General features: G+C 66.7%; 20 protein-coding genes. 15 read left to right on the top strand and 5 right to left on the bottom strand.

What is annotated here, in order from left to right:
• Together ACV7NN_RS04975 and ACV7NN_RS04970 are read left to right on the top strand one after the other, a co-directional pair.
• Positions 1–576, top strand: a complete 576-nt coding sequence (locus tag ACV7NN_RS04975) for a P-loop nucleotide/nucleoside kinase family protein (RefSeq protein WP_463348473.1) — start codon at positions 1–3, stop codon at positions 574–576.
• On the top strand, positions 576–1,361 hold the full coding sequence (locus tag ACV7NN_RS04970) for a YaaA family protein (RefSeq protein WP_463348472.1): 786 nt from the start codon (positions 576–578) through the stop codon (positions 1,359–1,361). Before ACV7NN_RS04975 ends, ACV7NN_RS04970 begins: the two co-directional genes overlap by 1 nt.
• 367 nt (positions 1,362–1,728) lie before the next feature.
• Here the strand turns inward: ACV7NN_RS04970 and ACV7NN_RS04965 are convergent, their stop codons facing one another.
• Both ACV7NN_RS04965 and ACV7NN_RS04960 read right to left on the bottom strand, forming a co-directional pair.
• Complete coding sequence (locus ACV7NN_RS04965) at positions 1,729–2,313, bottom strand: DNA-3-methyladenine glycosylase I (protein ID WP_463348471.1); 585 nt, start codon at positions 2,311–2,313, stop codon at positions 1,729–1,731.
• Positions 2,310–2,807, bottom strand: coding sequence for a methylated-DNA--[protein]-cysteine S-methyltransferase (locus tag ACV7NN_RS04960; protein ID WP_463348470.1), 498 nt, complete (start codon positions 2,805–2,807; stop codon positions 2,310–2,312). Before ACV7NN_RS04960 ends, ACV7NN_RS04965 begins: the two co-directional genes overlap by 4 nt.
• A 119-nt stretch (positions 2,808–2,926) precedes the next feature.
• Here ACV7NN_RS04960 and ACV7NN_RS04955 point away from each other — a divergent pair, with 119 nt between their 5' ends.
• From ACV7NN_RS04955 to ACV7NN_RS04910, 10 genes are all read left to right on the top strand, one after another.
• Positions 2,927–4,024: a dipeptidase gene (locus ACV7NN_RS04955; RefSeq protein WP_463348469.1), complete on the top strand. Its 1,098-nt coding sequence runs from the start codon at positions 2,927–2,929 to the stop codon at positions 4,022–4,024.
• 74 nt (positions 4,025–4,098) lie between these two features.
• The gene (locus ACV7NN_RS04950) at positions 4,099–5,679 is read left to right on the top strand and encodes an ABC transporter substrate-binding protein (RefSeq protein ID WP_463348468.1); all 1,581 of its coding nucleotides are present in this window, start codon (positions 4,099–4,101) and stop codon (positions 5,677–5,679) included.
• Positions 5,657–6,757 (top strand): ABC transporter permease, encoded by a 1,101-nt coding sequence (locus ACV7NN_RS04945; RefSeq protein ID WP_463348467.1) that lies wholly within the window; start codon positions 5,657–5,659, stop codon positions 6,755–6,757. Before ACV7NN_RS04950 ends, ACV7NN_RS04945 begins: the two co-directional genes overlap by 23 nt.
• Entirely contained in the window at positions 6,754–7,632 is an 879-nt protein-coding gene (locus ACV7NN_RS04940) for an ABC transporter permease (protein WP_463348466.1), read from the top strand. Before ACV7NN_RS04945 ends, ACV7NN_RS04940 begins: the two co-directional genes overlap by 4 nt.
• On the top strand, positions 7,629–8,552 hold the full coding sequence (locus tag ACV7NN_RS04935) for an ABC transporter ATP-binding protein (RefSeq protein WP_463348465.1): 924 nt from the start codon (positions 7,629–7,631) through the stop codon (positions 8,550–8,552). Before ACV7NN_RS04940 ends, ACV7NN_RS04935 begins: the two co-directional genes overlap by 4 nt.
• Positions 8,549–9,328 carry an ABC transporter ATP-binding protein gene (locus ACV7NN_RS04930; RefSeq protein WP_463348464.1) on the top strand — a complete coding sequence of 260 codons (780 nt, stop codon included), beginning with the start codon at positions 8,549–8,551 and terminating at the stop codon, positions 9,326–9,328. Before ACV7NN_RS04935 ends, ACV7NN_RS04930 begins: the two co-directional genes overlap by 4 nt.
• Positions 9,329–9,400: 72 nt before the next feature.
• The gene (locus ACV7NN_RS04925; RefSeq protein WP_463348463.1) at positions 9,401–10,363 is read left to right on the top strand and encodes an aldo/keto reductase; all 963 of its coding nucleotides are present in this window, start codon (positions 9,401–9,403) and stop codon (positions 10,361–10,363) included.
• Positions 10,364–10,498: 135 nt separating this feature from the next.
• A complete protein-coding gene (locus ACV7NN_RS04920; protein ID WP_463348462.1) occupies positions 10,499–11,152 on the top strand; it encodes a TetR/AcrR family transcriptional regulator in 654 nt (217 codons plus the stop codon).
• An 8-nt stretch (positions 11,153–11,160) separates the two neighbouring features.
• On the top strand, positions 11,161–12,894 hold the full coding sequence (locus ACV7NN_RS04915) for an ABC transporter ATP-binding protein (protein ID WP_463348461.1): 1,734 nt from the start codon (positions 11,161–11,163) through the stop codon (positions 12,892–12,894).
• Positions 12,891–14,867, top strand: coding sequence for an ABC transporter ATP-binding protein (locus tag ACV7NN_RS04910; RefSeq protein ID WP_463348460.1), 1,977 nt, complete (start codon positions 12,891–12,893; stop codon positions 14,865–14,867). Before ACV7NN_RS04915 ends, ACV7NN_RS04910 begins: the two co-directional genes overlap by 4 nt.
• Before the next feature lie 117 nt (positions 14,868–14,984).
• Here ACV7NN_RS04910 and ACV7NN_RS04905 read toward each other — a convergent pair whose 3' ends face one another.
• From ACV7NN_RS04905 to ACV7NN_RS04895, 3 genes are all read right to left on the bottom strand, one after another.
• Positions 14,985–16,382, bottom strand: coding sequence for an NAD(P)/FAD-dependent oxidoreductase (locus tag ACV7NN_RS04905; protein WP_463348459.1), 1,398 nt, complete (start codon positions 16,380–16,382; stop codon positions 14,985–14,987).
• Between the two features lie 89 nt (positions 16,383–16,471).
• Positions 16,472–17,869 (bottom strand): aspartate aminotransferase family protein, encoded by a 1,398-nt coding sequence (locus ACV7NN_RS04900; protein ID WP_463348458.1) that lies wholly within the window; start codon positions 17,867–17,869, stop codon positions 16,472–16,474.
• Positions 17,870–17,872: 3 nt separating this feature from the next.
• Positions 17,873–18,355 carry an Lrp/AsnC family transcriptional regulator gene (locus tag ACV7NN_RS04895; RefSeq protein ID WP_345761529.1) on the bottom strand — a complete coding sequence of 161 codons (483 nt, stop codon included), beginning with the start codon at positions 18,353–18,355 and terminating at the stop codon, positions 17,873–17,875.
• 88 nt (positions 18,356–18,443) lie between these two features.
• Here ACV7NN_RS04895 and ACV7NN_RS04890 point away from each other — a divergent pair, with 88 nt between their 5' ends.
• Genes ACV7NN_RS04890 through ACV7NN_RS04880 form a run of 3 tightly spaced genes read left to right on the top strand, consistent with a single transcriptional unit; the run spans position 18,444 to position 21,872 of the window.
• Positions 18,444–19,880 carry a gamma-aminobutyraldehyde dehydrogenase gene (locus tag ACV7NN_RS04890; RefSeq protein ID WP_463348457.1) on the top strand — a complete coding sequence of 479 codons (1,437 nt, stop codon included), beginning with the start codon at positions 18,444–18,446 and terminating at the stop codon, positions 19,878–19,880.
• A 59-nt stretch (positions 19,881–19,939) separates the two neighbouring features.
• The gene (locus ACV7NN_RS04885; protein WP_463348456.1) at positions 19,940–20,998 is read left to right on the top strand and encodes an FHA domain-containing protein; all 1,059 of its coding nucleotides are present in this window, start codon (positions 19,940–19,942) and stop codon (positions 20,996–20,998) included.
• Positions 20,999–21,035: 37 nt separating this feature from the next.
• Positions 21,036–21,872 (top strand): PP2C family protein-serine/threonine phosphatase, encoded by an 837-nt coding sequence (locus ACV7NN_RS04880; protein ID WP_463348455.1) that lies wholly within the window; start codon positions 21,036–21,038, stop codon positions 21,870–21,872.
• Positions 21,873–21,970: the final 98 nt, after the last annotated feature.

Genomic DNA, 21,970 nt, shown 5'->3' with positions numbered 1-21,970 from the left:
ATGGTCGAAGCGGGGGGAGCCGTCGACCGGCAGTTCGGGGATGTGCGCGTACCGGTGCTCATCGCCATGGCCGGTCTTCCCGGTGCGGGCAAGTCCACTATCGCCGAGATCATCGGTGCGCGTCTCGGTGCCACAATCGTCTCCGTCGATCCGATCGAATCCGCGATCCTCAGTGCGGGGATCGACTCCGACCAGCCGACGGGCCTCGCCGCCTACCTCGTCGCCGAGACGATCGCGGAGCAGGTTCTGCTCGCGGGTCGTTCGGTGATCGTGGACGCGGTCAACGCGGTCGAGCCTGCGCGCCTGCAGTGGCGTGACCTGGCGCTTCGCGCCGACGTCAAACTGCGTGTGATCGAGGTGGTCTGCAGCGACCAGGATCTGCACAAGGCGCGACTCGAGAAGCGCATCCGGAGTCTGCCGCACGTCGACGAGACGTCGTGGCACGCGGTCGAGCAGAGCGTCGAAGAGTACGACGAATGGAGGGGCGCCAGCGCGGCCCTTCCGCGGATCACGGTCGACACGACCGCGACGATCGGCGAGAACGTCGAGACTGCGCTCGCTTTCCTGGAGGGATAGTGCTCATCCTCCTTCCGCCGTCGGAGACCAAGAACGACGGAGGGGCCGGCGGCGCGCTCGAACTCGGTGCCCTGGGTTTCTCCACGCTCACGAAAACCAGGCGGGCTGTGCTGAAGGCCGTCGCCGAGCTGTCCCGCGATCGTGAGGCGAGCATCCGTTCCCTGAAGCTCGGGCCGAAGCAGCACGCCGAAGTCGACAGGAACCGGGCGATCCGCAGGTCATCCACAATGCCTGCGATCGAGCTCTACACGGGCGTGTTGTACGACGCCTTCGACGCGGGTTCGCTCACGCCCGCAGAGATGGCGCGAGCCAGCGAGGTGCTTGCCGTGCACTCGGCGCTCTTCGGCCTGGTCGGCGCCGGCGACTCCATTCCGTCGTACCGGTTGTCGTTCGATTCACGCCTTCCGGGAACGCCTCTCAAACGGCAGTGGGCTGGCCCCATCACAGACGCGCTGGAACGATCGTCCGGTCTGATCGTCGACCTGCGGTCGGAGGGGTACGCGGCGCTCGGACCGCTCCCGTCGGCGCCGGACTCCGTCTACGTGCGGGTCCTGGCGAGGGATGACGCGGGTCGAGCCAGAGCGCTGAACCACTTCAACAAGCAGGCCAAAGGTCTTTTCGCGCGTGCGCTCGTCTCAAGCGGGGCAGAATTCGAGGATGCGACGGAGCTTCTCGACTGGGCCAGGGGCGAGGGGTATGAGGTCGAATTGAACGGCCGTGAACTGGAACTCGTCGTTCCGGCGGTGACCGGCGAGCCCGGTCGGCTCATGGCAACGCTCCGCTGACGTTTTCGGCAATCAACACGCTGAAAAAGCAGCAGGAGAACATGCTGGTACGCATCTCAAAAGTGAGATATGCTCAGCCCAAGGTGAAGCTCAAATCACAGCTTCGCATCGGGCTATGCGAAACAGAGGAGGAGCATTGAGCCTGGGAGGGCTCTGGACCAGCGACGGTCGGTCGCTGCGACAAGTCCCCCCCAATCTGTCGGGCCGACGCATCGGATGCACAGCGCGAATCCCCTCGCGCTGGGGTCGAAGAGTTCGGACGCGTGATGATCCCCTAACTCCGCCTGCGGTCGGGCACGTGCGGAGGTGATCACACGAGCGAGAGTCTGGAGCTTACGACTCTGCCGCTGTCGTCGGCCCGACCTTCTCAGTTCTCCCCATGCTCCTCTGCGCGGAAACAGCCGGCGACGTGGTCGTCGACCATCCCGGTCGACTGCATCAGGGCGTACATCGTCGTCGGACCGACGAAGCGGAAGCCGCGCTTGCGCAGTTCTTTGCTCAGCGCCGTGGACTCCACGGTGACTGCCGGGACCTCGCTGAAGTCGGCCGGCCGCGGACGCCCTGGGGCAGGAGCAAACCCCCACATCAGTTCGGAGAGTCCGACATCGAGCCCGAGCACGGCCTTGGCGTTCGAGATCGTCGCCTCGATCTTGCCGCGGTGGCGGATGATCCGTTCATCGACCAGGAGTTGTTCGACATCCGCCTCCGTCATGGCGGCGACACGCTCCGGTTGGAAGTTGTGGAAGGCCTCGCGGAACGCGGGCCGCCTCCTCAGGATCGTGATCCACGACAGGCCCGCCTGGAATCCCTCAAGGCAGAGCTTCTCGTAGAGCGCCCGGGGATCGCGCTGCTCTCGTCCCCACTCCTCATCGTGATAGCGCCTGTATTCGGCATCGCTCCCTGCCCAGGAACAGCGGGCGCGTCCGTCGTCTCCGATGATGGTCGCGCTCATGCGGCCAGCATGATCCCCTCATGGGTGAGCAGCCACAGCTTGGTGGGGATGCCTTCACCACCGCTGTAGCCGGTGATCCGGCCGTTCGACGAGAGGACGCGATGGCAGCCCACGATGATCGGAATGGGATTGGCACCGACCGCTCCACCGATCGCTCTGCCGGACCCCGGGCGGCCGATCTCATCACCCAGCTCGCCGTAGGACGTGAACTGCCCGAATTCGAGGTGCCCCAGCGCATCCCAGACGCTCCGCTGGAACTCGGTGCCGTCGAGTCGTAGGGGGAGGTCGAAGTCTTTGCGGGTTCCTGCGAAGTATTCGTTCAGCTGCCGTGCGGCCTCGTCGAGAACGGGTGCAGTGCGCTCGGGGTGCTCTTCGAGGGGAAGGTGGCCGTCGCGCTCGATGGAGAGCGACGTGATCGCCTCGCCATCGCTGGTGAGCTCGAGTCGGCCGATAGGGCTGTCCGTGCGGATCAGGTACGCGAATGAAGTGCTCATGTCTCGACTGTAGACGGCGCCGCCGACACCTTCGCGCGGAAATCGGACATTGGGGACAACTCGCCTGGGCGGGTGTGGAGAAGGTCCGGGCGGCACCGTCGAACGGTTAGCCTTGGCAGATGCCGAACACCGAAAACACTCCGGCCGACATCGATGCGATCGTCGCAGAAGCCCTCGGGCTTTCGCCTGTGATCGACGGTCACAACGACTGGGCATGGGAGTGCAGGGAGAACCGCGGCTATACGGTCGAGGGGCTCTCCGAGCTGCTTCCCTCCGACACCGACATCCCCCGGCTGCGGGCGGGTGGGTTGGGAGCGCAGTTCTGGTCCGTGTACATCGGCGACGAGCCGGAACGGTCCCCTGCGGTCCAGGGAACGCTCGAGCAGATCGACTGGGTGCACAGGCTCGTGGCACGCTACCCGGAGACCTTCGCGCTCGCCCGAACGGCCGACGACGTGGAGGCGGCCATCCGGTCCGGCAGGATCGCTTCGCTCCTCGGTTCGGAGGGTGCGCACTCGATCAACGATTCACCGGCCGTGCTCCGGATGCTCGCAGCGCTCGGTGTGCGTTACCTCACCCTCACACACGTCAACAACACCGCGTGGGCGGACTCGGCCACCGATGAGCCCCGGTTCCGAGGGCTCTCCGAGCGAGGCAGGGACTACGTGCGCGAGCTCAACCGGCTCGGTGTCCTCGTCGATCTCTCGCATGTGTCGCCGGCGACGATGCATGACGCCCTCGACGTGACCGAAGCGCCCGTGATCTTCAGCCACAGCTCCTGTCGGGCTCTGTCCGACCATCCGCGAAACGTCCCGGACGATGTGCTTGTGCGACTGGCGGCGAACGGAGGAGTCATCATGATCACCTTCGTGCCGCAGTTCCTGTCGGTGGCTTTCAACGAGTGGTCGGAGGGGCCGCGTACCGAACCTGCACCTGTGGTGACGATCGCCGACGTCGCCGACCATGTCGAGCACGCCCGCGCGGTCGCCGGCCTCGACCACATCGGGCTCGGCGGCGATTTCGACGGAACGGACATCTTCCCCGAGGGCCTCGACGGCGTGGACGGCTATCCCGCCCTGCTCGCCGAACTCGCCCGCCGGGGCTGGACGGCACCCGAACTCGCAGCGCTCACCGGTGGCAACATCCTGCGGGTTCTCCGCGCGACGGACGCGGCCTTCACGAACCCGGACCCAGGCGTTCCGGCACTCGAACTCTGATTCGCCGCGAGTCGGAAACTCGCCGGAAACGTCGGAGCCCTACGCTGAGCGAACAGCGCAAAGAAGGGGTAGTAATGACCAGGTCTCACATGGGCCGCACCATCGCGGGCGTCATCGCGGTGGGCGTCGCCACCGCACTCGTCATCACCGGCTGTTCGCCCAGCGGCGGCACGAAGTCCACCAGTACCAAGACCCTCGTGGTCGATCAGTCCTTCGACCTGAAGACGTCCGATCCCGGCCGGGCTTTCGAGCTCACCGGCAGCATCGTCGACCGTGCACTCTACGAGACCCTTCTGACGTTTAAGGGGTCCGACGTCACCAAGCCGGTCCCTCAGCTCGCCACCTACAAGGAGTCATCAGACAACAAGACGCTGACCCTGACACTCGACGGCAAGCACAAGTTCTCCGACGGCTCGACCGTCACGGCCGATGACGTCGTGTTCTCGCTCAAGCGGGTCCAAGGGCTCAAGGGTAACCCATCGTTCCTGCTCGACGGCGTAACTGTGAACAAGGTCGATGACAACACCGTCACCCTCATGAGCGCGACGCCGAACCCGGCGCTTCCGTTCATCCTCCCGAACCCCTCGCTCGGAATCCTCAACTCGAAGCTCGTCAAGAAGAACGGCGGAGCCGAGGACGACACGGACAAGGCTGAGGCGTTCCTCAACAAGACCTCGGCCGGGTCCGGCCCGTACGAACTCGAGTCCTACAACGTGAACACCAAGGTCGTGTTCAAGCTGAACCCGCACTACGTCGGTGACGCACCGGCGTACGGCCGCGTCGTCCTCGAGAACGTCGCCGGTCCGACCCAGAAGATCAACGTGCAGGCGGGCTCCAGCCAGGTCGCGCTCGACCTCAACTCCGACCAGGTGCAGGGACTCGATGGGGGCTCCACCAAGGTGATCAAGGGGGTCTCGCCCTATGTGATCTACACGTGGTTCAACCAGAACCCGACCGTGGGCGCCGGCGTGACGAACAAGGCGCAGTTCCTGACCGCGATCCGCCACGGCATCGACTACTCCAAGGTCCTCTCGATCGCCGGAACGGGATCGACCCAGCCCGGCGGCATGGTCCCCTCGATGTTCCTCGGCGCACTCGAGTCGGATCCGTCGAACACGTTCGACGCGTCGGCCGCCAAGACGGCGCTCGCCGCATCCGGCTACTCCGGCCAGCCTGTGAAGTTCTCGTACCCGAACGACATCACGGTCAACGGACTTCAGATGCAGACCCTCGCCGAGGCGATCCAGGCTCAGCTGAAGGACGTCGGGATCACGATCACCCTCGCGCCCTCGCCGATCTCGACCTTCCTCGACGCTTACCGCGCCGGAAAGCTCCAGTCGGGAATCATGTACTGGGGTCCGGACTTCCCGGACCCGTCCGACTACCTCGTGTTCAACCCCGGTGAGTCGCTCGGTCTCCGTGCAGGATGGGCGAAGGGCGCCGACCCTGCGGTGACGACCCTTGCGGACGCAGCGGCGTCGGCAGTCGGTTCCGCGGATCGCACGAAGGCATATCAGGCCTGGCAGACCCAGGCGAACGCCACGGGGCCGTTCCTGCCCGTTGTCCAGCCCGGCCAGTACGTCGTCACGGCGACATCGATCTCCCAGCTCGAACTCAATCCCGTGTGGACCGTTGACCTCGCAGAGATCAAGTAGCTCGACCCTGGAGGCGCCCGCGCCCGTCACGCGCATCGTCGACGAGCGCAGGCGCCTCCCCCCTCTCGTCCGCTACATCGCAATCCGCCTCGGCATCAGCATCCTGCTGATCTTCGGCGTCACGCTCGTCACCTTCACGCTCACCAACCTCGTTCCCGCTGACCCGGCGCAGGCCGCGCTGGGGGAGCGGGCAGCGAGCGACCCGGCCGTTGTGGCCGAGTTCCGCAAGGCCCAGGGCCTCGACAAGCCTGTCGTCGTGCAGTACTTCGTCTACCTCGGACACCTGCTGCAGGGGAACCTCGGCGTCTCCACCCAGACGCACAACCCGGTCGCGCAGGACCTCTCGGTCGCCTTCCCTGCGACGGCCGAGCTCGCGATCTTCGTGATCGTATTCTCGATCATCATCGGAATCGGCCTCGGGCTCTACGCTGCCCTCCGCCACAACCGGTTCACCGACCAGCTCATCCGGATCTTCAGCCTCGGCGGGATCTCCATCCCGACCTTCTGGCTGGCGCTCGCAGTGTTCTACATCTTCTTCTACCAGCTGCACTGGGCACCGGGAAGCGGCCGACTCGACCCGGCCGCGCAACCTCCACCCACGGTCACGGGCATGTACACCATCGACGCCCTGCTGGCCGGCCAGTGGGACACGTTCGTGGACGCGCTCTCCCACCTCGCCCTCCCCGGGCTGGTGCTCACGCTGTACACCGTCGGCCTCCTCATCCGGTTCTCCCGCTCGGCCGTGCTCGACATCCTGGGGCTCGACTACGTGACGGCGGCCCGCGCCAAGGGGCTCACCTCGAGGCGGGTCGTGTTCGGATACACGCTCCGCGGTGCTCTCCTGCCGATCCTGACCATCGTGGGACTCGCCTTCGGATCGCTCCTGTCCGGAACTGTCCTCACCGAGCAGGTCTTCTCCTGGGGCGGAATCGGGCAATACGCGTACAAGGCGGCGACGACGCTCGACCTCCCAGCCGTCATGGGCGTGGGTCTCATCGTGGGGCTCGTCTACATCATCACCAACTTCGTCATCGACGTGATCTACGGTCTGGTCGACCCGAGAGTGAGGGTCCAGTGACCGCAACCCTTGACGTCGCCGTCAAGCGCAAACGCCCCATCCTCCCGCGGGTGTGGCGCAGGCCGATGGCCATCATCGGCGTGGTCGTCATCGCGATCTGGCTGATCATCGCCATCTTCGCCCCGCTGATCGCGCCATACGATCCACTGGCCCAGAGTTTCGCACGGCTCGCGCCGCCGAACGCCGAACACTGGTTCGGCACGGATGCGGTGGGTCGGGACGTGCTCTCGCGCACGCTGTACGGTGCCCGCGTCTCGCTGCCGCTCGCGCTCATCCTCGTCGTCTCGTCGATGATCATCGGCTCGATCCTGGGCGCCGTAGCCGGCTACTTCGGGCGCGGAGTCGACGAAGTGATCATGCGCATCTCCGATCTCGTCTTCGCATTCCCGACGATCATCCTCGCCATGATCGTCGCGGCCTCGCTCGGCCCGAGTCTCACGAACGCCGTCATCGCGCTGCTCGTCGTCTCCTGGCCGAGCTATGCCCGCGTGATGCGGTCGATGGTGCTGGGGGAGCGCGCACGCGAATACGTCATCGCCGGACGGCTGCTGGGTGCGACCGCATTCCGGTCGCTCGGCCGCGACGTCCTGCCGAACGTCGCTGCCCCCGTCCTGGTGCTTGCGACACTCGACTTCGGCAACGCGATTCTGCTCCTCTCGGGGCTGTCCTTCCTCGGACTCGGCGCGACGCCGCCGACCCCGGAATGGGGATCCATGGTCGCCGACGGGGTGCAGAACTTCAGCGCCTGGTGGCTGGCCGCGTTCCCGGGCCTCGCCATCTTCACCGTGGTCATGGCGTTCAACTTCCTCGGCGACGCGATGCGCGACGCGCTCGACCCGCGGTCGGCGGGCAAGGTCCAGGGGGTGTCCGTATGACCGGGCTCACCATCTCGGACCTGACCCTCGAACTCGGCGATCCGAAGTCTCCGAAGCAGATCCTCCGCGGCATCGATCTCGAGGTGCCGTCCGGCCAGATCAGCGGTCTCGCAGGCGAGTCCGGATCGGGCAAGACAGTCACCGGACTGACCGTCTGCGGACTGCAGCCAGCTGGTTCGCGCGTGAAGGGGACCATCCGGCTCGACGGTGCGCGGACATCGGTCGACAATCTGCTCGCTCTGTCGCCGACGCAGCTCAATCGGCTTCGCGGGCGCGAGCTCGCCATGATCTTCCAGGACCCGACAGCGAGCCTTCATCCGATGATCTCGATCGGTGGCCAGCTCACCGATCATGTGCGCCACCACCTCGGACTCGGGCGGCGCGAAGCGCGCGAGCTCGCCGTCGAGCTCCTCGAACGCGTGCGAGTGCCGGAGCCCGAGAAGGCGCTGGCGAAGTACCCGCACCAGTTCTCCGGTGGGCAGTTGCAGCGCATCGCCATAGCGATCGCGATCGCCTGCGAACCGTCGGTGCTCATCGCGGACGAGCCGACCACCGCGCTCGATGTCACCGTGCAGGCGGGCATCCTCCGCCTCCTGCGCGAACTGTGCGACACGATGGATCTGGCGATCCTGCTCGTCACGCATGACCTCGGCGTGATGTCCGCCGTGGCAGACACCGTGGCCGTCATGCACAACGGATCGATCGTCGAACACGGGACGCGCTACCAGGTCATCCGCGAACCGAAGACCGCGTACACGCGCTCGCTGATCGAGTCGCTGCCGGCCGTTCCGCCGCCCCCGGAGGTCGTGCACGAGGTGGCGGTCGAAACCGGGATCGAAGACGAGACCGGCATCGAAAGCGAGACCGGGATCGATGACGATACGAACGAAATGAAGAGCGACGGGGAGGGGAAGGCATGACCGGGGAACTGGTGGTCGACCACGTCAGCGTGCAATACCGGCGCCCCGGGCAGGGGAAGCTCACGGCTGTCGACGACGTCTCGCTCACCCTCGGAGCCGGCGAAGTCGTCGGCCTGGTGGGGGAGTCCGGCTGCGGAAAATCCACGCTCGCCCGTGCGATCTGCGGGTTGGAGCCCCTGACCGCCGGAACGATCGCGTTCGACGGTGAGCCGGTCCCGCGGCTGCGACTGCGGGCACGGCCGGTCCGGCTCCGTCGCATCCAGATGGTGTTCCAGAACCCGTACGCGTCGCTGAACCCGCGCCGCAAGGTGGGCGCCCAGATCGCTGATGCGTTCGCCGTTGCCGGCCCGGATCGCTCGACCGTTCCGCAACTCCTGTCCGATGTCGGTCTCGACGCCGACGCCGCAGAACGCTACCCGCATGAGTTCTCCGGCGGCCAGCGCCAGCGCATCGCGATCGCCCGGGCGATCGCCGCGCGGCCGGATGTGCTCATCGGCGACGAGCCGATCGCATCCCTCGACGCCTCGCTCCAGGCCAAGGTCGCCCAGCTGATGAGGGACGTCGCACTCAAGAACGGCGCCTCGCTCCTCTTCATCAGCCACGACCTCTCGGTCGTCCGCGTCATCGCCGACCGAGTCGCCGTCATGCAGGCGGGGCGCGTCGTGGAGACCGGGCCGATCGATCAGGTCTGGAATGCGCCGACGAACGACTACACCGCGCGACTGCTCGCTTCGATCCCGGTCCCCGACGGTCTGGGCAACCTCCCGGTCGGCTGAGCACGGGCCCTCCCGCCCACGGTCGGACGGTCCGGCCGGTCCGGCCGGCGCAAGGACGGATAGCCTTGGAGCATGGCTCAGATCGACTATCGCACCCTCGGTAACTCCGGCCTCGTCGTCTCCACGATCGGCCTCGGCTGCAACAACTTCGGCAGGCAGGGCACCGCCACTGAGAGTCAGGCAGGCACGGACGCCGTGATCGGGGCAGCGATCGACGCGGGCGTGACCCTGTTCGACACGGCCGACATCTACGGGGCGGAACGCGGACTCTCCGAGACCCTCATGGGAAAGGCACTCGCGGGCAAACGCGACCAGATCGTGCTCGCCACCAAATTCGGCATGGACATGGGGGGAGCGAACGGACCGGATTGGGGGGTCCGCGGGTCGCGGCGCTACATCCGCCTCGCTGTCGAAGCCTCCCTGCGACGGCTGCAGACCGACTGGATCGACCTCTACCAGCTGCACACCCCCGACCCGGCGACCCCGATCGAGGAGACCCTCGCCACCCTCGACGACCTCATCACCGAGGGTAAGGTCCGCTACATCGGGCACTCCAACCTCACCGGCTGGCAGATCGCCGAAGCGGAGTTCACCGCACAGCTCGGCGGCCACCCGAAGTTCGTCTCGGCGCAGAACGAGTACAGCCTCCTGGTGCGCGACGCCGAGAAGGAAGTACTGCCGGCCGTCAACCGGTTCGGCCTGGGATTCCTGCCGTTCTTCCCGCTCTACAACGGTCTGTTCACTGGCAAGTTCTCCCGCGAGGGCGGTCCGGCCGACAGCCGCATCATGATGATCCGCAAGCACCTCGCCGACGATGCGCCCTGGGACATCATCGAGCAGTACCAGGCGTTCTGCGACGCGCGCGGAGTGACCATGCTGGAGGCGACGTTCGCGTGGCTCCTCGCCCAGCCCGGGCTGACGAGCGTGATCGCGGGTGCCACGAAATCCGAGCAGATCATCCAGAACGCGGAGGCGGCGACCTCGTGGACGCCGAGCGCGGACGAGGTCGCGACGGTCTCCGACCTGTTCGCCTGAGCATACGGCCCGGATCGAGCATCCCGGCCCGGATCGCTCCGAGGTCGAGTCGCGCCGGGACGCGCCGCAGTTTTCGCCGTCGGCGAACGCGCCGCGCATTGCTGAGTGAGTACTCACTCAGCTAATCTCGACCTCATGGTGCAGAATCGGCGGGCGCAGCCGCTGTCGGTCGAGGAACGGCAGTCGATGATCATCGACGCCGTCATTCCCCTGCTCATCGAACACGGCCGGGCCGTGACGTCCAAGCAGATCGCCGAGGCCGCCGGAATCGCGGAAGGTACGATCTTCCGTGCGTTCGGCGACAAGGACACGCTCGTGACCGCGGCCATCGAGAAGTACCTCGACCCTGAGCCCCTGCGCCAGGCGCTCAGGTCGATCGACCCCGCGCTCCCGCTCGAGAACAAAGTGCGCGCGATGATCTACCTCATGCGGGAACGATTTTCGAGCATGTTCCGCATGATCGCGGCGATCGGGGGAGAACGGCCGCCCATGCAGAACGCCCGTCACGAGTTCCCGGCCATCATCGCCGAGGTCCTCGCTCCCGAGGCCGCGGAGCTCAACTGGCCGCCGGAGCGCGTGGCGCACCTCATCCGAATGGTCAGCGTCGCATCCTCCTTCCACGCGCTCAACGAGGGCATGGAGTTCAGCGTGGACGACCTGGCCCGCATCGTCCTCTACGGCGTCGCCGGCCGACCGGCCCACGAGACCGAAGAAAGCACCCTCGAAGCTCTCATCAGCACCGCCACAGAATCCATCACCGCATCCACCACCGCATCCGTAACGAACTAGGACACACCATGCTCCTGAAACTCCTCGGGCGCTTCCTGCGCCCGCACTGGCGACTCCTCGTCGGTGTCGTCTTCTTCCAACTCGCCCAGTCGCTGCTCTCGCTCTGGCTGCCGACGCTGAACGCCGACATCATCGACAACGGCGTGGTCAAGGGCGACACCGAATACATCATCTCGGTAGGGGCGGGGATGCTCGCGGTCACCGTCCTGCAGGTAGCGTGCTCGATCACCGCCGTCTACTTCGGTGCGAAGGTCGCGATGCGCGTCGGCCGCGACCTGCGCGGGGCGATCTTCGTCAAGGTCGGGGAATTCTCCGAACGCGAAGTGTCCGCGTTCGGTGCGCCGTCGCTGATCACCCGCAACACCAACGACGTGCAGCAGGTGCAGATGCTCGTGCTGATGACCTGCACCCTGCTGGTGTCGGCACCGATCCTGGCGATCGGCGGCATCATCCTGGCCCTCCAGCAGGACATCCAGCTGTCCTGGCTGATCGTCGCCAGCGTGCCCGTGCTGCTGATCGCCGTGAGCCTCATCATCGTGCGGATGGTGCCGCTCTTCCGGCTCATGCAGGCACGCATCGACAAGGTGAACAAGGTGCTGCGCGAGCAGCTCAGCGGCATCCGCGTGGTCCGCGCGTTCGTGCGTGAGGACGTCGAGATCGAGCGGTTCAAGCAGGCCAACGAGGAGGTAACCGACACCGCGCTGCGGGCGGGGCGCCTCTTCGCGCTGATGTTCCCCATCGTGATGCTGGTGCTGAACGTTTCGAGCGTCGCGGTGATCTGGTTCGGCGCGTTCCGCATCCAGGACGGCTCGATGCAGATCGGCACGCTGACCGCCTTCCTGCAGTACCTGATGCAGATCCTCATGGCCGTGATGATGGCGACCTTCATGGCCGTCCTCATCCCGCGCGCATCCGTCTGTGCGGACCGCATCTCCGAAGTGCTCAACACGGAGTCGACCGTGAAGTCGGCGGCGACTCCGGTGAGCGTTCTCGAGACGCACGGGACGGTCGAACTGGTGGATGCGAGCTTCGCGTACCCTGGTGCCGAGCAGCCGGTTCTCAGCGACGTCAGCTTCCTCGCGCAGGCGGGACGCACCACGGCGATCATCGGCAGCACCGGCGCAGGCAAGACCTCACTGGTCAACCTGATTCCGCGGCTGTTCGACGCGACGAGCGGCCTCGTGCTGGTCGACGGTGTCGACGTCGCCGAACTCGAACCGGACCTGCTCTGGTCGCGGATCGGGCTTGTGCCGCAGAAACCTTACCTCTTCTCCGGCACCGTGGCGAGCAACCTGCGCTACGGCAAGCCCGACGCGACCGAGGACGAGCTGTGGTCGGCGCTCTCCGTCGCGCAGGCGCGCGACTTCGTCGAGGCGATGCCGGACCAACTGAACGCCCCCATCGCCCAGGGCGGCACGAACGTCTCCGGCGGCCAGCGGCAGAGGCTCGCCATCGCCCGCGCGCTGGTCAAGCGGCCCGAGATCTACGTCTTCGACGACTCGTTCTCTGCGCTCGACGTGGCGACGGATGCGCGCCTCAGACAGGCGTTGAAACGAGAGATCTCGGATGCGACGTTCATCATCGTCGCCCAGCGGGTGTCGACCATCGTCGACTCCGACCAGATCCTGGTGCTCGAAGACGGCCGCATCGTCGGCCGGGGCACCCATGAAGAACTCCTCGAGACCTCCGAAACATATGCGGAGATCGTCTCGTCCCAGCTCACCGCGGAGGAAGCAGCATGAGCGCGACAGAAGAGAAGACACCTGCACCGCGTCCCCCGGTGCGGCGCGGGCCGGGTGGCGGCGGGCCCTTCGCCGGCATGCAGGGACCGGCCGAGAAGGCGATGAACTTCGGTCCGAGCGCGAAACGCCTCGCCGGCCGGCTCTCGCCGGAGCGCTGGGGCATCGTCTTCGTGACGATCCTCGGGGTGTTCAGCGTAGCCTTCGCCGTGCTCGGGCCGAAGATCCTCGGGAACGCCATCAACCTCGTGGTCGCCGGAGCGTTCTCGCAGTCGATGCCGAAGGGGACGACCCAGGAGCAGGTCATCGCCCACCTGCGCGCGACGGGCCAGTCCCAGCAGGCCGACATGCTGAGCGGCATGACCCTCACTCCCGGCGAGGGGATCGACTTCCACGCGCTCAGCATGGTGCTGATGGGGGTCCTCGCGCTGTACGTCTTCTCGTCGGTATTCGGCTACCTGCAGGCGTACGTGCTCAACGGGATCACCCAGCGCACCGTCTACCGCCTGCGTGAAGAGGTCGAATTCAAGATCAACCGCCTTCCGCTGAAGTACTTCGACGGGATGCAGCGCGGCGAGCTCCTCAGCCGCGTGACGAACGACATCGACAACATCTCCCAGACCCTCCAGCAGACCCTGAGCCAGCTGCTCACGTCCCTGCTGACGGTGATCGGTGTCGTCGTGATGATGTTCATCATCTCGCCGATCCTTGCCCTGATCGCCCTCGTCACCATTCCGCTCACGCTCATCGTGACCATGCTCATCGCCCGTCGTTCGCAAAAACTGTTCGTCGCGCAGTGGAAGCACACCGGCGAGCTGAACGGCCAGATCGAGGAGGCCTTCACCGGTCACGCACTCGTCAAGGTGTTCGGCCGTCACCGCGAGGTCGAGGAGCAGTTCCGGCTGAAGAACGAGGAGATGTACAAGGCGAGTTTCGGCGCCCAGTTCATCTCGGGCATCATCATGCCGGCCATGATGTTCGTCGGAAACCTGATGTACGTGGTCATCGCGGTGGCCGGCGGCCTGCAGGTCGTCTCCGGAGCCCTCGGGATCGGTGACGTCACCGCGTTCATCCAGTATTCGCGCCAGTTCACCCAGCCGCTCACCCAGCTGGGGTCGATGGCGAACCTGCTGCAGTCCGGTGTCGCCTCGTCGGAGCGCGTGTTCGAGCTGCTCGACGCCGACGAGCAGTCCGCAGACCCCGACGAGCCGCAGAGCCCCAAAGGAACCCTGGGTCGTCTCGAGTTCGAGGACGTCTCCTTCCGCTACACGGAGGAGACCCCGCTGATCGAGGACCTGTCACTGGTCGCCAAGCCCGGCCAGACGGTCGCGATCGTAGGCCCGACCGGTGCGGGCAAGACCACGCTGGTGAACCTGATGATGCGGTTCTACGAGATCGACTCCGGCCGCATCACGCTCGACGGCGTCGACGTCGCGACGATGACACGAGACGACCTGCGGAGCCGGATGGGGATGGTGCTGCAGGACACGTGGCTGTTCGGCGGCACGATCCGCGACAACATCGCCTACGGTCGGCCGGATGCGACCGAGGAGGAGATCCTCGACGCGGCCAGGGCGACCTACGTCGACCGGTTCGTGCACTCGCTGCCGGACGGGTACGACACCGTGCTCGACGACGAAGGCTCGAATGTCAGCGCAGGCGAGAAGCAGTTGCTGACGATCGCGCGTGCATTCCTCGCGCGGCCCAGCGTGCTCATCCTCGACGAGGCGACGAGCTCGGTCGACACGCGCACCGAGGTCCTCGTGCAGAAGGCGATGAGCGCGCTTCGCGCCGACCGCACGAGCTTCGTGATCGCCCACCGTCTCTCGACGATCCGCGATGCCGACCTGATCCTCGTGATGGAGTCCGGCCGCATCGTGGAGCAGGGCACCCACTCCGAACTGCTCGCAGCGGGCGGCGCGTACTACAACCTGTACAACTCGCAGTTCGCCGCGGCGATCTCCGAGGACGTCTGACGCACCCACGTGGAACGGGGTCACGCTGTCGGCGTGGCCCCGTTCCTCGCTGCCGGCCCGCGCGGGCCGGCACGGATCAGTGCCCGCCGGCGGCCGTGAGCGCCCAGCCGGCGCGGGTCAGTGCCCGGTCAGCGGTCCCATCAGGCGGGCGGCGACGGACGGGCGGCGGGTGATGCGTTCTTCCGCGTCGGCGAACTGCATCCCGACCAGTCCTGCATTGGCTCCGGCGAACCGCAGGGGTTCCGGCTCCCAGCGCGGCGACCGGTGGTTCACCCAGGCGAGCGCCGTGAGGTCGGTGCGGGCTCCGGTGATGAGGTCGGCGAGTGTGCGTCCGGCGAGGTTGGTGGTGCTCACGCCGTCGCCGACGTAGCCGCCCGCCCAGGCCTCTTTGCGGTCGGCGTCGAACCCCACGGAGGCGTGCCAATCTCGCGGCACACCGAGGGGGCCGCCCCACTCGTGGGTGATCCGCGCATCCGCCGCCGCAGGGAAGAGGTCGACGAGCGCCCGCCGCAGGTGGTGCGTGACGCGTCCGACGCGGTCGTAGGCGGGACGGATGGCGCTGCCCCGGTGATACCGCGCTCCGCGCCCCCCGAAGGCGAAACGGTTGTCGGCGGTGCGCTGTCCGTAGATCAGCAGGTGACGGAAGTCGGTGAACGTCTGGCCGTGTTCGATTCCGATGCGATCCCAGACCGCGTCGGAGAGCGGCTCCGTCGCGATCATCAGCGAGTACAGGGGCAGGATGCGCCGCCCGACCTGGCGCAACGCCGAGCCGTAGCCTTCGGTCGCGTTCACGACTGTCGCGGCGCGGACCGTTCGCGGTGTGCTGCCGACGACGGCATCCACCCGCCCATCCGCCCAGGACCGCACCTCGGTGCGTTCGTAGATGCTCGCCCCGCGCCGTTCGACCGCGCGGGCGAGGCCGCGGACGAGCTTCGCCGGCTGGATGCGGGCGCACTCGGGCGTGAACGTCGCGGCGATCGCGCTCGGCACGCCGAACCGCTGCCGGACCGTTTCGGTACCGAGAAGCGATACCTGGTCGACGCCGAACCGCGCGGCCTCGGCGACCTCAGCGCGCGCGCTCGCCAGCTGCACACCGGAGCGCACGAAAGCGACGGTGCCACCGCGAACGAAGTCGCAGTCGATCCCCTCGGCCTCGGCGGCGCGTCCCACCTCGTCGACCGTGTCCACCATCTTGCGGCGGAGGGCCACGGCGGCATCGAAGCCGTAGCGGGACTCGAGCGCCGAGGCCGACAGCGGGAACAGGGACGAGCTCCAGCCCCCGTTGCGCCCTGAAGCGCCGAACCCCGCGACGTCCTTCTCCAGGACGGCGATGGACAACGTCGGGTCGGCCTCCTGCAGGTAGTACGCGGTCCACAGGCCGGTGAGGCCGCCCCCGACGATGCAGACGTCGACGTCCACATCCTCGCCCAGGGAGTCACGCGGCCGCAGGTCGTCCGCGCCCGACGCGACGAGCGCATCCATCCAGAAGCTCACGCGCCTGTACTCGTCGCTCATTTCTCGTCCTCTTCGTTCGGGCGCGCTCGAGTCCGGGAAAAGTCCGCGATTTCACCGAAATCCTGCGGACTTATCCCGGACTCAACGCTCTAGAGCCTGGTCCACGCCTCGGAGAGCACGCCCCGGAGGATCTGGCCGATCTCGGTGAACTCAGCCGGGCCGATCGTCAGCGGCGGAGCCAGCTGGACGACGGGGTCGCCACGGTCGTCCGCGCGGCAGTACAGGCCCGCGTCGAACAGCGCCTTGGACAGGAACCCGCGCAGCAGGCGCTCCGACTCGTCGTCGTCGAACGTCTCCTTGGTGGCCTTGTCCTTCACGAGCTCGATGCCGAAGAAGTAGCCGTCTCCGCGCACATCGCCCACGATGGGCAGGTCGAGGAGCGTCTCCAATTCGGCACGGAAGAGCGGCGAGTTCTCGCGCACGTGCTCGTTGAGCTTCTCCTCCTCGAAGATGTCGAGGTTCTCCATCGCCACGGCGGCCGAGACCGGGTGACCGCCGAAGGTGTAGCCGTGGTAGAACGACGTGTTGCCGTGCTTGAAGGGCTCGTAGATGCGGTCGCTCACGATGGTGGCGCCGATCGGGGAGTATCCGCTCGTCATGGCTTTGGCGCACGTGATCATGTCGGGCACGTAGCCGTACTCGTCGCACGCGAACATGTGGCCGATGCGGCCGAAGGCGCAGATGACCTCGTCGCTGACCAGCAGGACGTCGTACTTGTCGCAGATCTCACGTACGCGCTGGAAGTATCCGGGAGGCGGCGGGAAGCAGCCGCCCGAGTTCTGCACGGGCTCGAGGAAGACCGCAGCGACGGTGTCCGGCCCTTCGAACTGGATCATCTCCTCGATGCGGTTGGCCGCCCACACGCCGAACGCTTCGAGGTCGTCGCTGTGCTCGGGCGCGCGGTAGAAGTTCGTGTTCGGAACGCGGAAGCCGCCGGGCGTCAGCGGTTCGAACATCTCCTTCATCGCAGGGATGCCGGTGATGGCGAGCGCGCCCTGCGGGGTGCCGTGGTAGGCGACGGCGCGGGAGATCACCTTGTGCTTGGTGGGCTTGCCCTGCAGTTTCCAGTAGTACTTGGCGAGCTTGAAAGCCGTCTCGACCGCCTCGCCGCCCCCGGTGGAGAAGAACACGCGGTTGAGGTCGCCGGGCGCGTAGCTCGCGAGCCGGTCGGCGAGTTCGATGGCGTTCGGATGCGCGTACGACCAGATCGGGAAGAAGGCGAGCTGCTCGGCCTGGCGCGCGGCGGCCTCGGCCAGCCGCTTGCGTCCGTGACCGGCGTTGACGACGAACAGTCCGGAGAGGCCGTCGATGTACTTGCGTCCCTGCGAGTCCCAGATGTGGTGGCCTTCGCCGCGGGTGATGATCGGCACTCCGTGCCCGTCTTCCATGACGGACTGGCGTGCGAAGTGCATCCAGAGGTGGTCCTTGGCCTTGGCCTGGAGTTCGGCCTCGGTCGAGGTGGACGGTGCTGCCGTGGTTGTACTCATGTGTTACCGCGTTCCCCAGTTGTAGAACTGTTTGTGGAGTTTCAGATAGACGAACGTCTCGGTCGAGAGCACACCTTCGAGGGTGCGGATCTCCGAGTTCAGCATGGTGATGAGATCGAGATCGTTCTCGCACACCACCTCCGCGAGGATGTCGAACGTGCCCGCCGTGAGGACGACGTAGTCGACGGCCGGCATGGCCGCCAGCTTGTCGGCCACGACCCGGGTGTCGCCGCTCACGCGGACGCCGATCATCGCCTGGCGGTAGAACCCCAGCTGCATCGGGTCGGTGACGGCGACGATCTGCATCACGCCGGACTCCGTCAGCTTCTGGACGCGCTGCCGAACGGCGGCCTCGCTCAGCCCGACCGCCTTGCCGATCTCCGCGTAGGAGCGTCGGCCGTCGGCCTGCAGCTGTTCGATGATCGCCTTTGACACGTCGTCGATCTGCATCGGCTTGCCCGGCGTCGATGCCCGAAGGGTGCTCATGGGTCGATTCTGTCAGTGAGATTCACCTTCGGCAAGTGATTCCGTATATATCGGCCCATTTTGCAGACGAAATCAGTAGACTCACGGCATGAGTACGCAAGAACTCCGCAATTTTGTCAACGGAGACTACGCAGAATCGCGCGCGACGGAGCGCATCGACCTCATCGATCCGGCGACCGAAGAGGTCTACGGCACCTCCCCGGTCTCGACGGAAGCAGACGTGGCCGAGGCGTACGCCGCGGCAGGCGATGCGTTCGAGGTCTGGGGCGACACGACCCCCGGCGAACGCCAGCTCGCACTCTTCCGGATCGCGGATGCGATGGAGGCGCGCGCAGAAGAGTTCGCGGACCTCGAGTCTCAGGACACCGGAAAGCCCCGTGCGACCCTCGTCGACGACGAGATCCTGCTCTCGGTCGACCAGATCCGGTTCTTCGCCGGCGCCGCCCGCAACCTCGAGGGACGTAGCGCGGGGGAGTACATGAGGGACCACACGTCGTTCATCCGCCGCGAGCCCATCGGCGTGGTCGGGCAGGTCACGCCGTGGAACTACCCCCTGAACATGGCGGTGTGGAAGTTCGCGCCGGCGATCGCGGCGGGCAACACCACGGTGCTTAAGCCATCGGACACGACTCCCCAGTCCACCCTGCTGCTCGCCGAGATCATCGCAGAATTCGTGCCGTCCGGCGTCGTCAACGTGATCACCGGCGACCGGACGACCGGCGCCGCGATGACCCAGGACCCGATCCCGCAGATGATCTCGATCACCGGTTCGGTGCGGGCTGGCATGGAGGTCGCGCGTGCGGCATCCTTCGACCTGAAGCGCGTCCATCTCGAACTCGGCGGAAAGGCGCCGGTGATCGTCTTCGACGACGCCGATATCGAGAAGGCCGTCGAGGGCATCGTCGCCGCCGGGTACTTCAACGCAGGTCAGGACTGCACTGCGGCGACGCGCCTGCTCGTGCAGGAGGGCATCCACGACGAGTTCGTCGCGGCACTCACGGCCTACGCACGCGTGAACGCGACGACCGGGGCGCCCGACCAGGACGGCATCCTCTTCGGTCCCGTCAACAATGCGAACCAGCTGGCCCAGGTCTCCGGCTTCATCGACCGCCTGCCAGAGCACGCGACGGTCGAGCTCGGCGGTCACCGCCAGGGTGCGAACGGCTTCTTCTACGAGGCGACGATCGTCTCGGGCCTCCGGCAGGACGACGAGGCAGTGCAGCGCGAGATCTTCGGGCCTGTGCAGACCGTGCAGAAGTTCACCGACGAGGCCGAGGCGATGCGCTGGGCCAACGGCGTGCAGTACGGCCTGGCGTCCTCGGTGTGGACCCGCGACCACGGTCGCGCGATGCGGTTCGCCAAGGGGCTGGACTTCGGCTGCGTCTGGATCAACACGCACATCCCGATCGTCGCCGAGATGCCCCACGGAGGATTCAGGCACTCCGGATACGGCAAAGACCTCTCGATGTACGGATTCGAAGATTACACTCGGATCAAGCACGTCATGAGCTACATCGGCTCATAGCCGCAGCGGGTCGCCCGGGCGGAACCCCCACGTATCGTCGGCAGCAGGAGGCATCAGGAGTGACCCCCGGCTATACGCGATACGCTCCGACCAGCGGGCGGTCGCACTGGCATTTCGTGGCGGGCCGGAACTTCGTCGCCGTATTCGACAGCAGCGCGACTGATTCCGTGGTCGACGCGCTGTGGTGGCTGGCGGAATCGGATCTTGCGACCATCGAGTCGATCGTCGGCGCCTTCCCGCTCGCCGGCGACGACGCCGTGCGCTCCTTCGCCGCAGCGACGATCGCGATGCAGCACGACACCGGCGAGGCACTGGTCACCGCCGTGGTGCGCGGTTCCGCTAGCGTCGATGTCTTCTCGGTCGGTGGCTCCCGCAGGTTCGCGGCCAATGGGACGCAGCCGTGGGTGCTCGCCGAGTTCCGGTCGGTGACGGGGCTCGTCCTCGGTGGCGACGATCATCCGACGCGTCCGGTTGCGACGGCGGCGCGTGACTCCCTGCCGCTCGGCGCGGGTGTCGTCGACGGCGAGCTGCTCGTCTGGTCTACGCATCCCATCCAGCGCACCGGCGAACCGACGGACGCGGCCCCTCTCGCGCGCACGCCGGCCGAACCGGACGACACCCCGGCCGCAGGCGAAGCGGATGAGACGATCATCCGGCCCAAGAGGGTGCCGCCCGTGGTGGATGTGGTGACCGCCGCGATCGCTCTTCCCACTCTGGACGATACGGTCCGGGCCGCTCGGCGACCGGTGCTCGTGCAGGCTCCGGAGTCGATGCTCGGCATCCGGATCGGGTCGGCCGACCCCATCGAGCTGGACCTGCCCGTGCTGATCGGCCGCAGTCCGCGACCACCGCGCGTCGTCGCAGGCGTCACGCCGCGTCTGATCGAAGTGGAGTCGCGCGGTCACGAGGTGTCGTCGACGCACGTGCAGCTCGAGCAGGTGGGGGACACCGTCGTGGTCACCGACCTGCGCTCGACGAACGGAACCCTCGTGTCGTCCAGGGAAGGTCTGCAGAGCCGGCTCAAACCCGGCGAGTCGATCGTGGTGCTGCCTGGCGCCCGGGTGGACATCGGCGACGGTAATATCATCGAGATCACCCCCGCCAGGGATCTACCGTGATGACCCACTCGTCAGGCACGACAACGAGAGGATGCACGTGACCCAGATCGGTCGCAGCAACAGACGCCACAATGTGGCCGTGCCCGGAGGCTCTGGCGCCCGTGTCGGCCTCGCCTGGGCAGCATTGAGCGACAAGGGCTACCGTCGTTCCGTCAACGAGGACAGCCTGCTCGCCCGCTCTCCGATCTTCGCCGTCGCCGATGGGATGGGCGGCCATACCGCGGGCGACTTCGCCAGCACCGCTGTGGTCACGCGGCTGGCCGAGCAGGTCTCTGTCGATTTCGTCCGCGAGGATGCGATCAACGACGCGCTGCGCTCCGCCGTGGACGACATGGGCCGCGGTGTCGGACACACGGACCTCGGCACAGGGACGACGGTCACCGGGCTGGCGCTCACGCTGGTCGACGGCGTGCCGCACTGGCTCGTGTTCAACATCGGGGACTCGCGGGTCTACAGCTATCTGGACGGGGTCCTGGAGCAGCTCACCATCGATCATTCGATCGTGCAGGAGCTGCTCGATGCGGGGGCGATCACGGCGGCGGAAGCCGAGGTGCATCCGCACAGCAATGTGATTACCCGGGCTGTGGGGTTCAACGAAGATCCCGTACCCGACTACTGGTTCATCCCGATCGTCGCGGGCACCCGGCTACTGGTCTGCTCGGACGGGCTGACGAAAGAGCTGACCGAGCACGGGATCCGCCACTTCCTCCGCGAAGGCCATTCGCCGCTCGACGCGGCGCAGCAGCTGATGGATGCGGCCCTCGGCAACGGCGGACGCGACAACGTGACCGTCGTCGTGATCGATGTGCTGGAGACGCCGGAGAGCGGTGCGCGCGGTGAGGGCTCCCTGCGCCGGGCGATACGCCGCCACTGAAGCTGGACGCGACACCCGACGTTTGCCCCCCGAGTTGGGGGTGTTTTGGGTATCCCCAGAGGGACGCGGGAGACAGGAGCACACCCCGGGCCTGCCTA

This window comes from Leifsonia sp. Ger2509 (genome assembly GCF_055231915.1).
The sequence above is the reverse complement of the archived record's forward strand: the minus strand, read 5'-3'. Positions and strand labels throughout refer to the sequence as shown.

What these genes read in the sequence shown, in the direction of transcription:
- ACV7NN_RS04975 (WP_463348473.1), top strand. Translation starts at nt 1, where the DNA reads ATGGTCGAAGCGGGGGGAGCCGTCGACCGGCAGTTCGGGGATGTGCGC.
- ACV7NN_RS04965 (WP_463348471.1), bottom strand. Translation starts at nt 2,313, where the DNA reads ATGAGCGCGACCATCATCGGAGACGACGGACGCGCCCGCTGTTCCTGG.
- ACV7NN_RS04960 (WP_463348470.1), bottom strand. Translation starts at nt 2,807, where the DNA reads ATGAGCACTTCATTCGCGTACCTGATCCGCACGGACAGCCCTATCGGC.
- ACV7NN_RS04955 (WP_463348469.1), top strand. Translation starts at nt 2,927, where the DNA reads ATGCCGAACACCGAAAACACTCCGGCCGACATCGATGCGATCGTCGCA.
- ACV7NN_RS04950 (WP_463348468.1), top strand. Translation starts at nt 4,099, where the DNA reads ATGACCAGGTCTCACATGGGCCGCACCATCGCGGGCGTCATCGCGGTG.
- ACV7NN_RS04935 (WP_463348465.1), top strand. Translation starts at nt 7,629, where the DNA reads ATGACCGGGCTCACCATCTCGGACCTGACCCTCGAACTCGGCGATCCG.
- ACV7NN_RS04930 (WP_463348464.1), top strand. Translation starts at nt 8,549, where the DNA reads ATGACCGGGGAACTGGTGGTCGACCACGTCAGCGTGCAATACCGGCGC.
- ACV7NN_RS04925 (WP_463348463.1), top strand. Translation starts at nt 9,401, where the DNA reads ATGGCTCAGATCGACTATCGCACCCTCGGTAACTCCGGCCTCGTCGTC.
- ACV7NN_RS04920 (WP_463348462.1), top strand. Translation starts at nt 10,499, where the DNA reads ATGGTGCAGAATCGGCGGGCGCAGCCGCTGTCGGTCGAGGAACGGCAG.
- ACV7NN_RS04915 (WP_463348461.1), top strand. Translation starts at nt 11,161, where the DNA reads ATGCTCCTGAAACTCCTCGGGCGCTTCCTGCGCCCGCACTGGCGACTC.
- ACV7NN_RS04910 (WP_463348460.1), top strand. Translation starts at nt 12,891, where the DNA reads ATGAGCGCGACAGAAGAGAAGACACCTGCACCGCGTCCCCCGGTGCGG.
- ACV7NN_RS04905 (WP_463348459.1), bottom strand. Translation starts at nt 16,382, where the DNA reads ATGAGCGACGAGTACAGGCGCGTGAGCTTCTGGATGGATGCGCTCGTC.
- ACV7NN_RS04900 (WP_463348458.1), bottom strand. Translation starts at nt 17,869, where the DNA reads ATGAGTACAACCACGGCAGCACCGTCCACCTCGACCGAGGCCGAACTC.
- ACV7NN_RS04895 (WP_345761529.1), bottom strand. Translation starts at nt 18,355, where the DNA reads ATGAGCACCCTTCGGGCATCGACGCCGGGCAAGCCGATGCAGATCGAC.
- ACV7NN_RS04890 (WP_463348457.1), top strand. Translation starts at nt 18,444, where the DNA reads ATGAGTACGCAAGAACTCCGCAATTTTGTCAACGGAGACTACGCAGAA.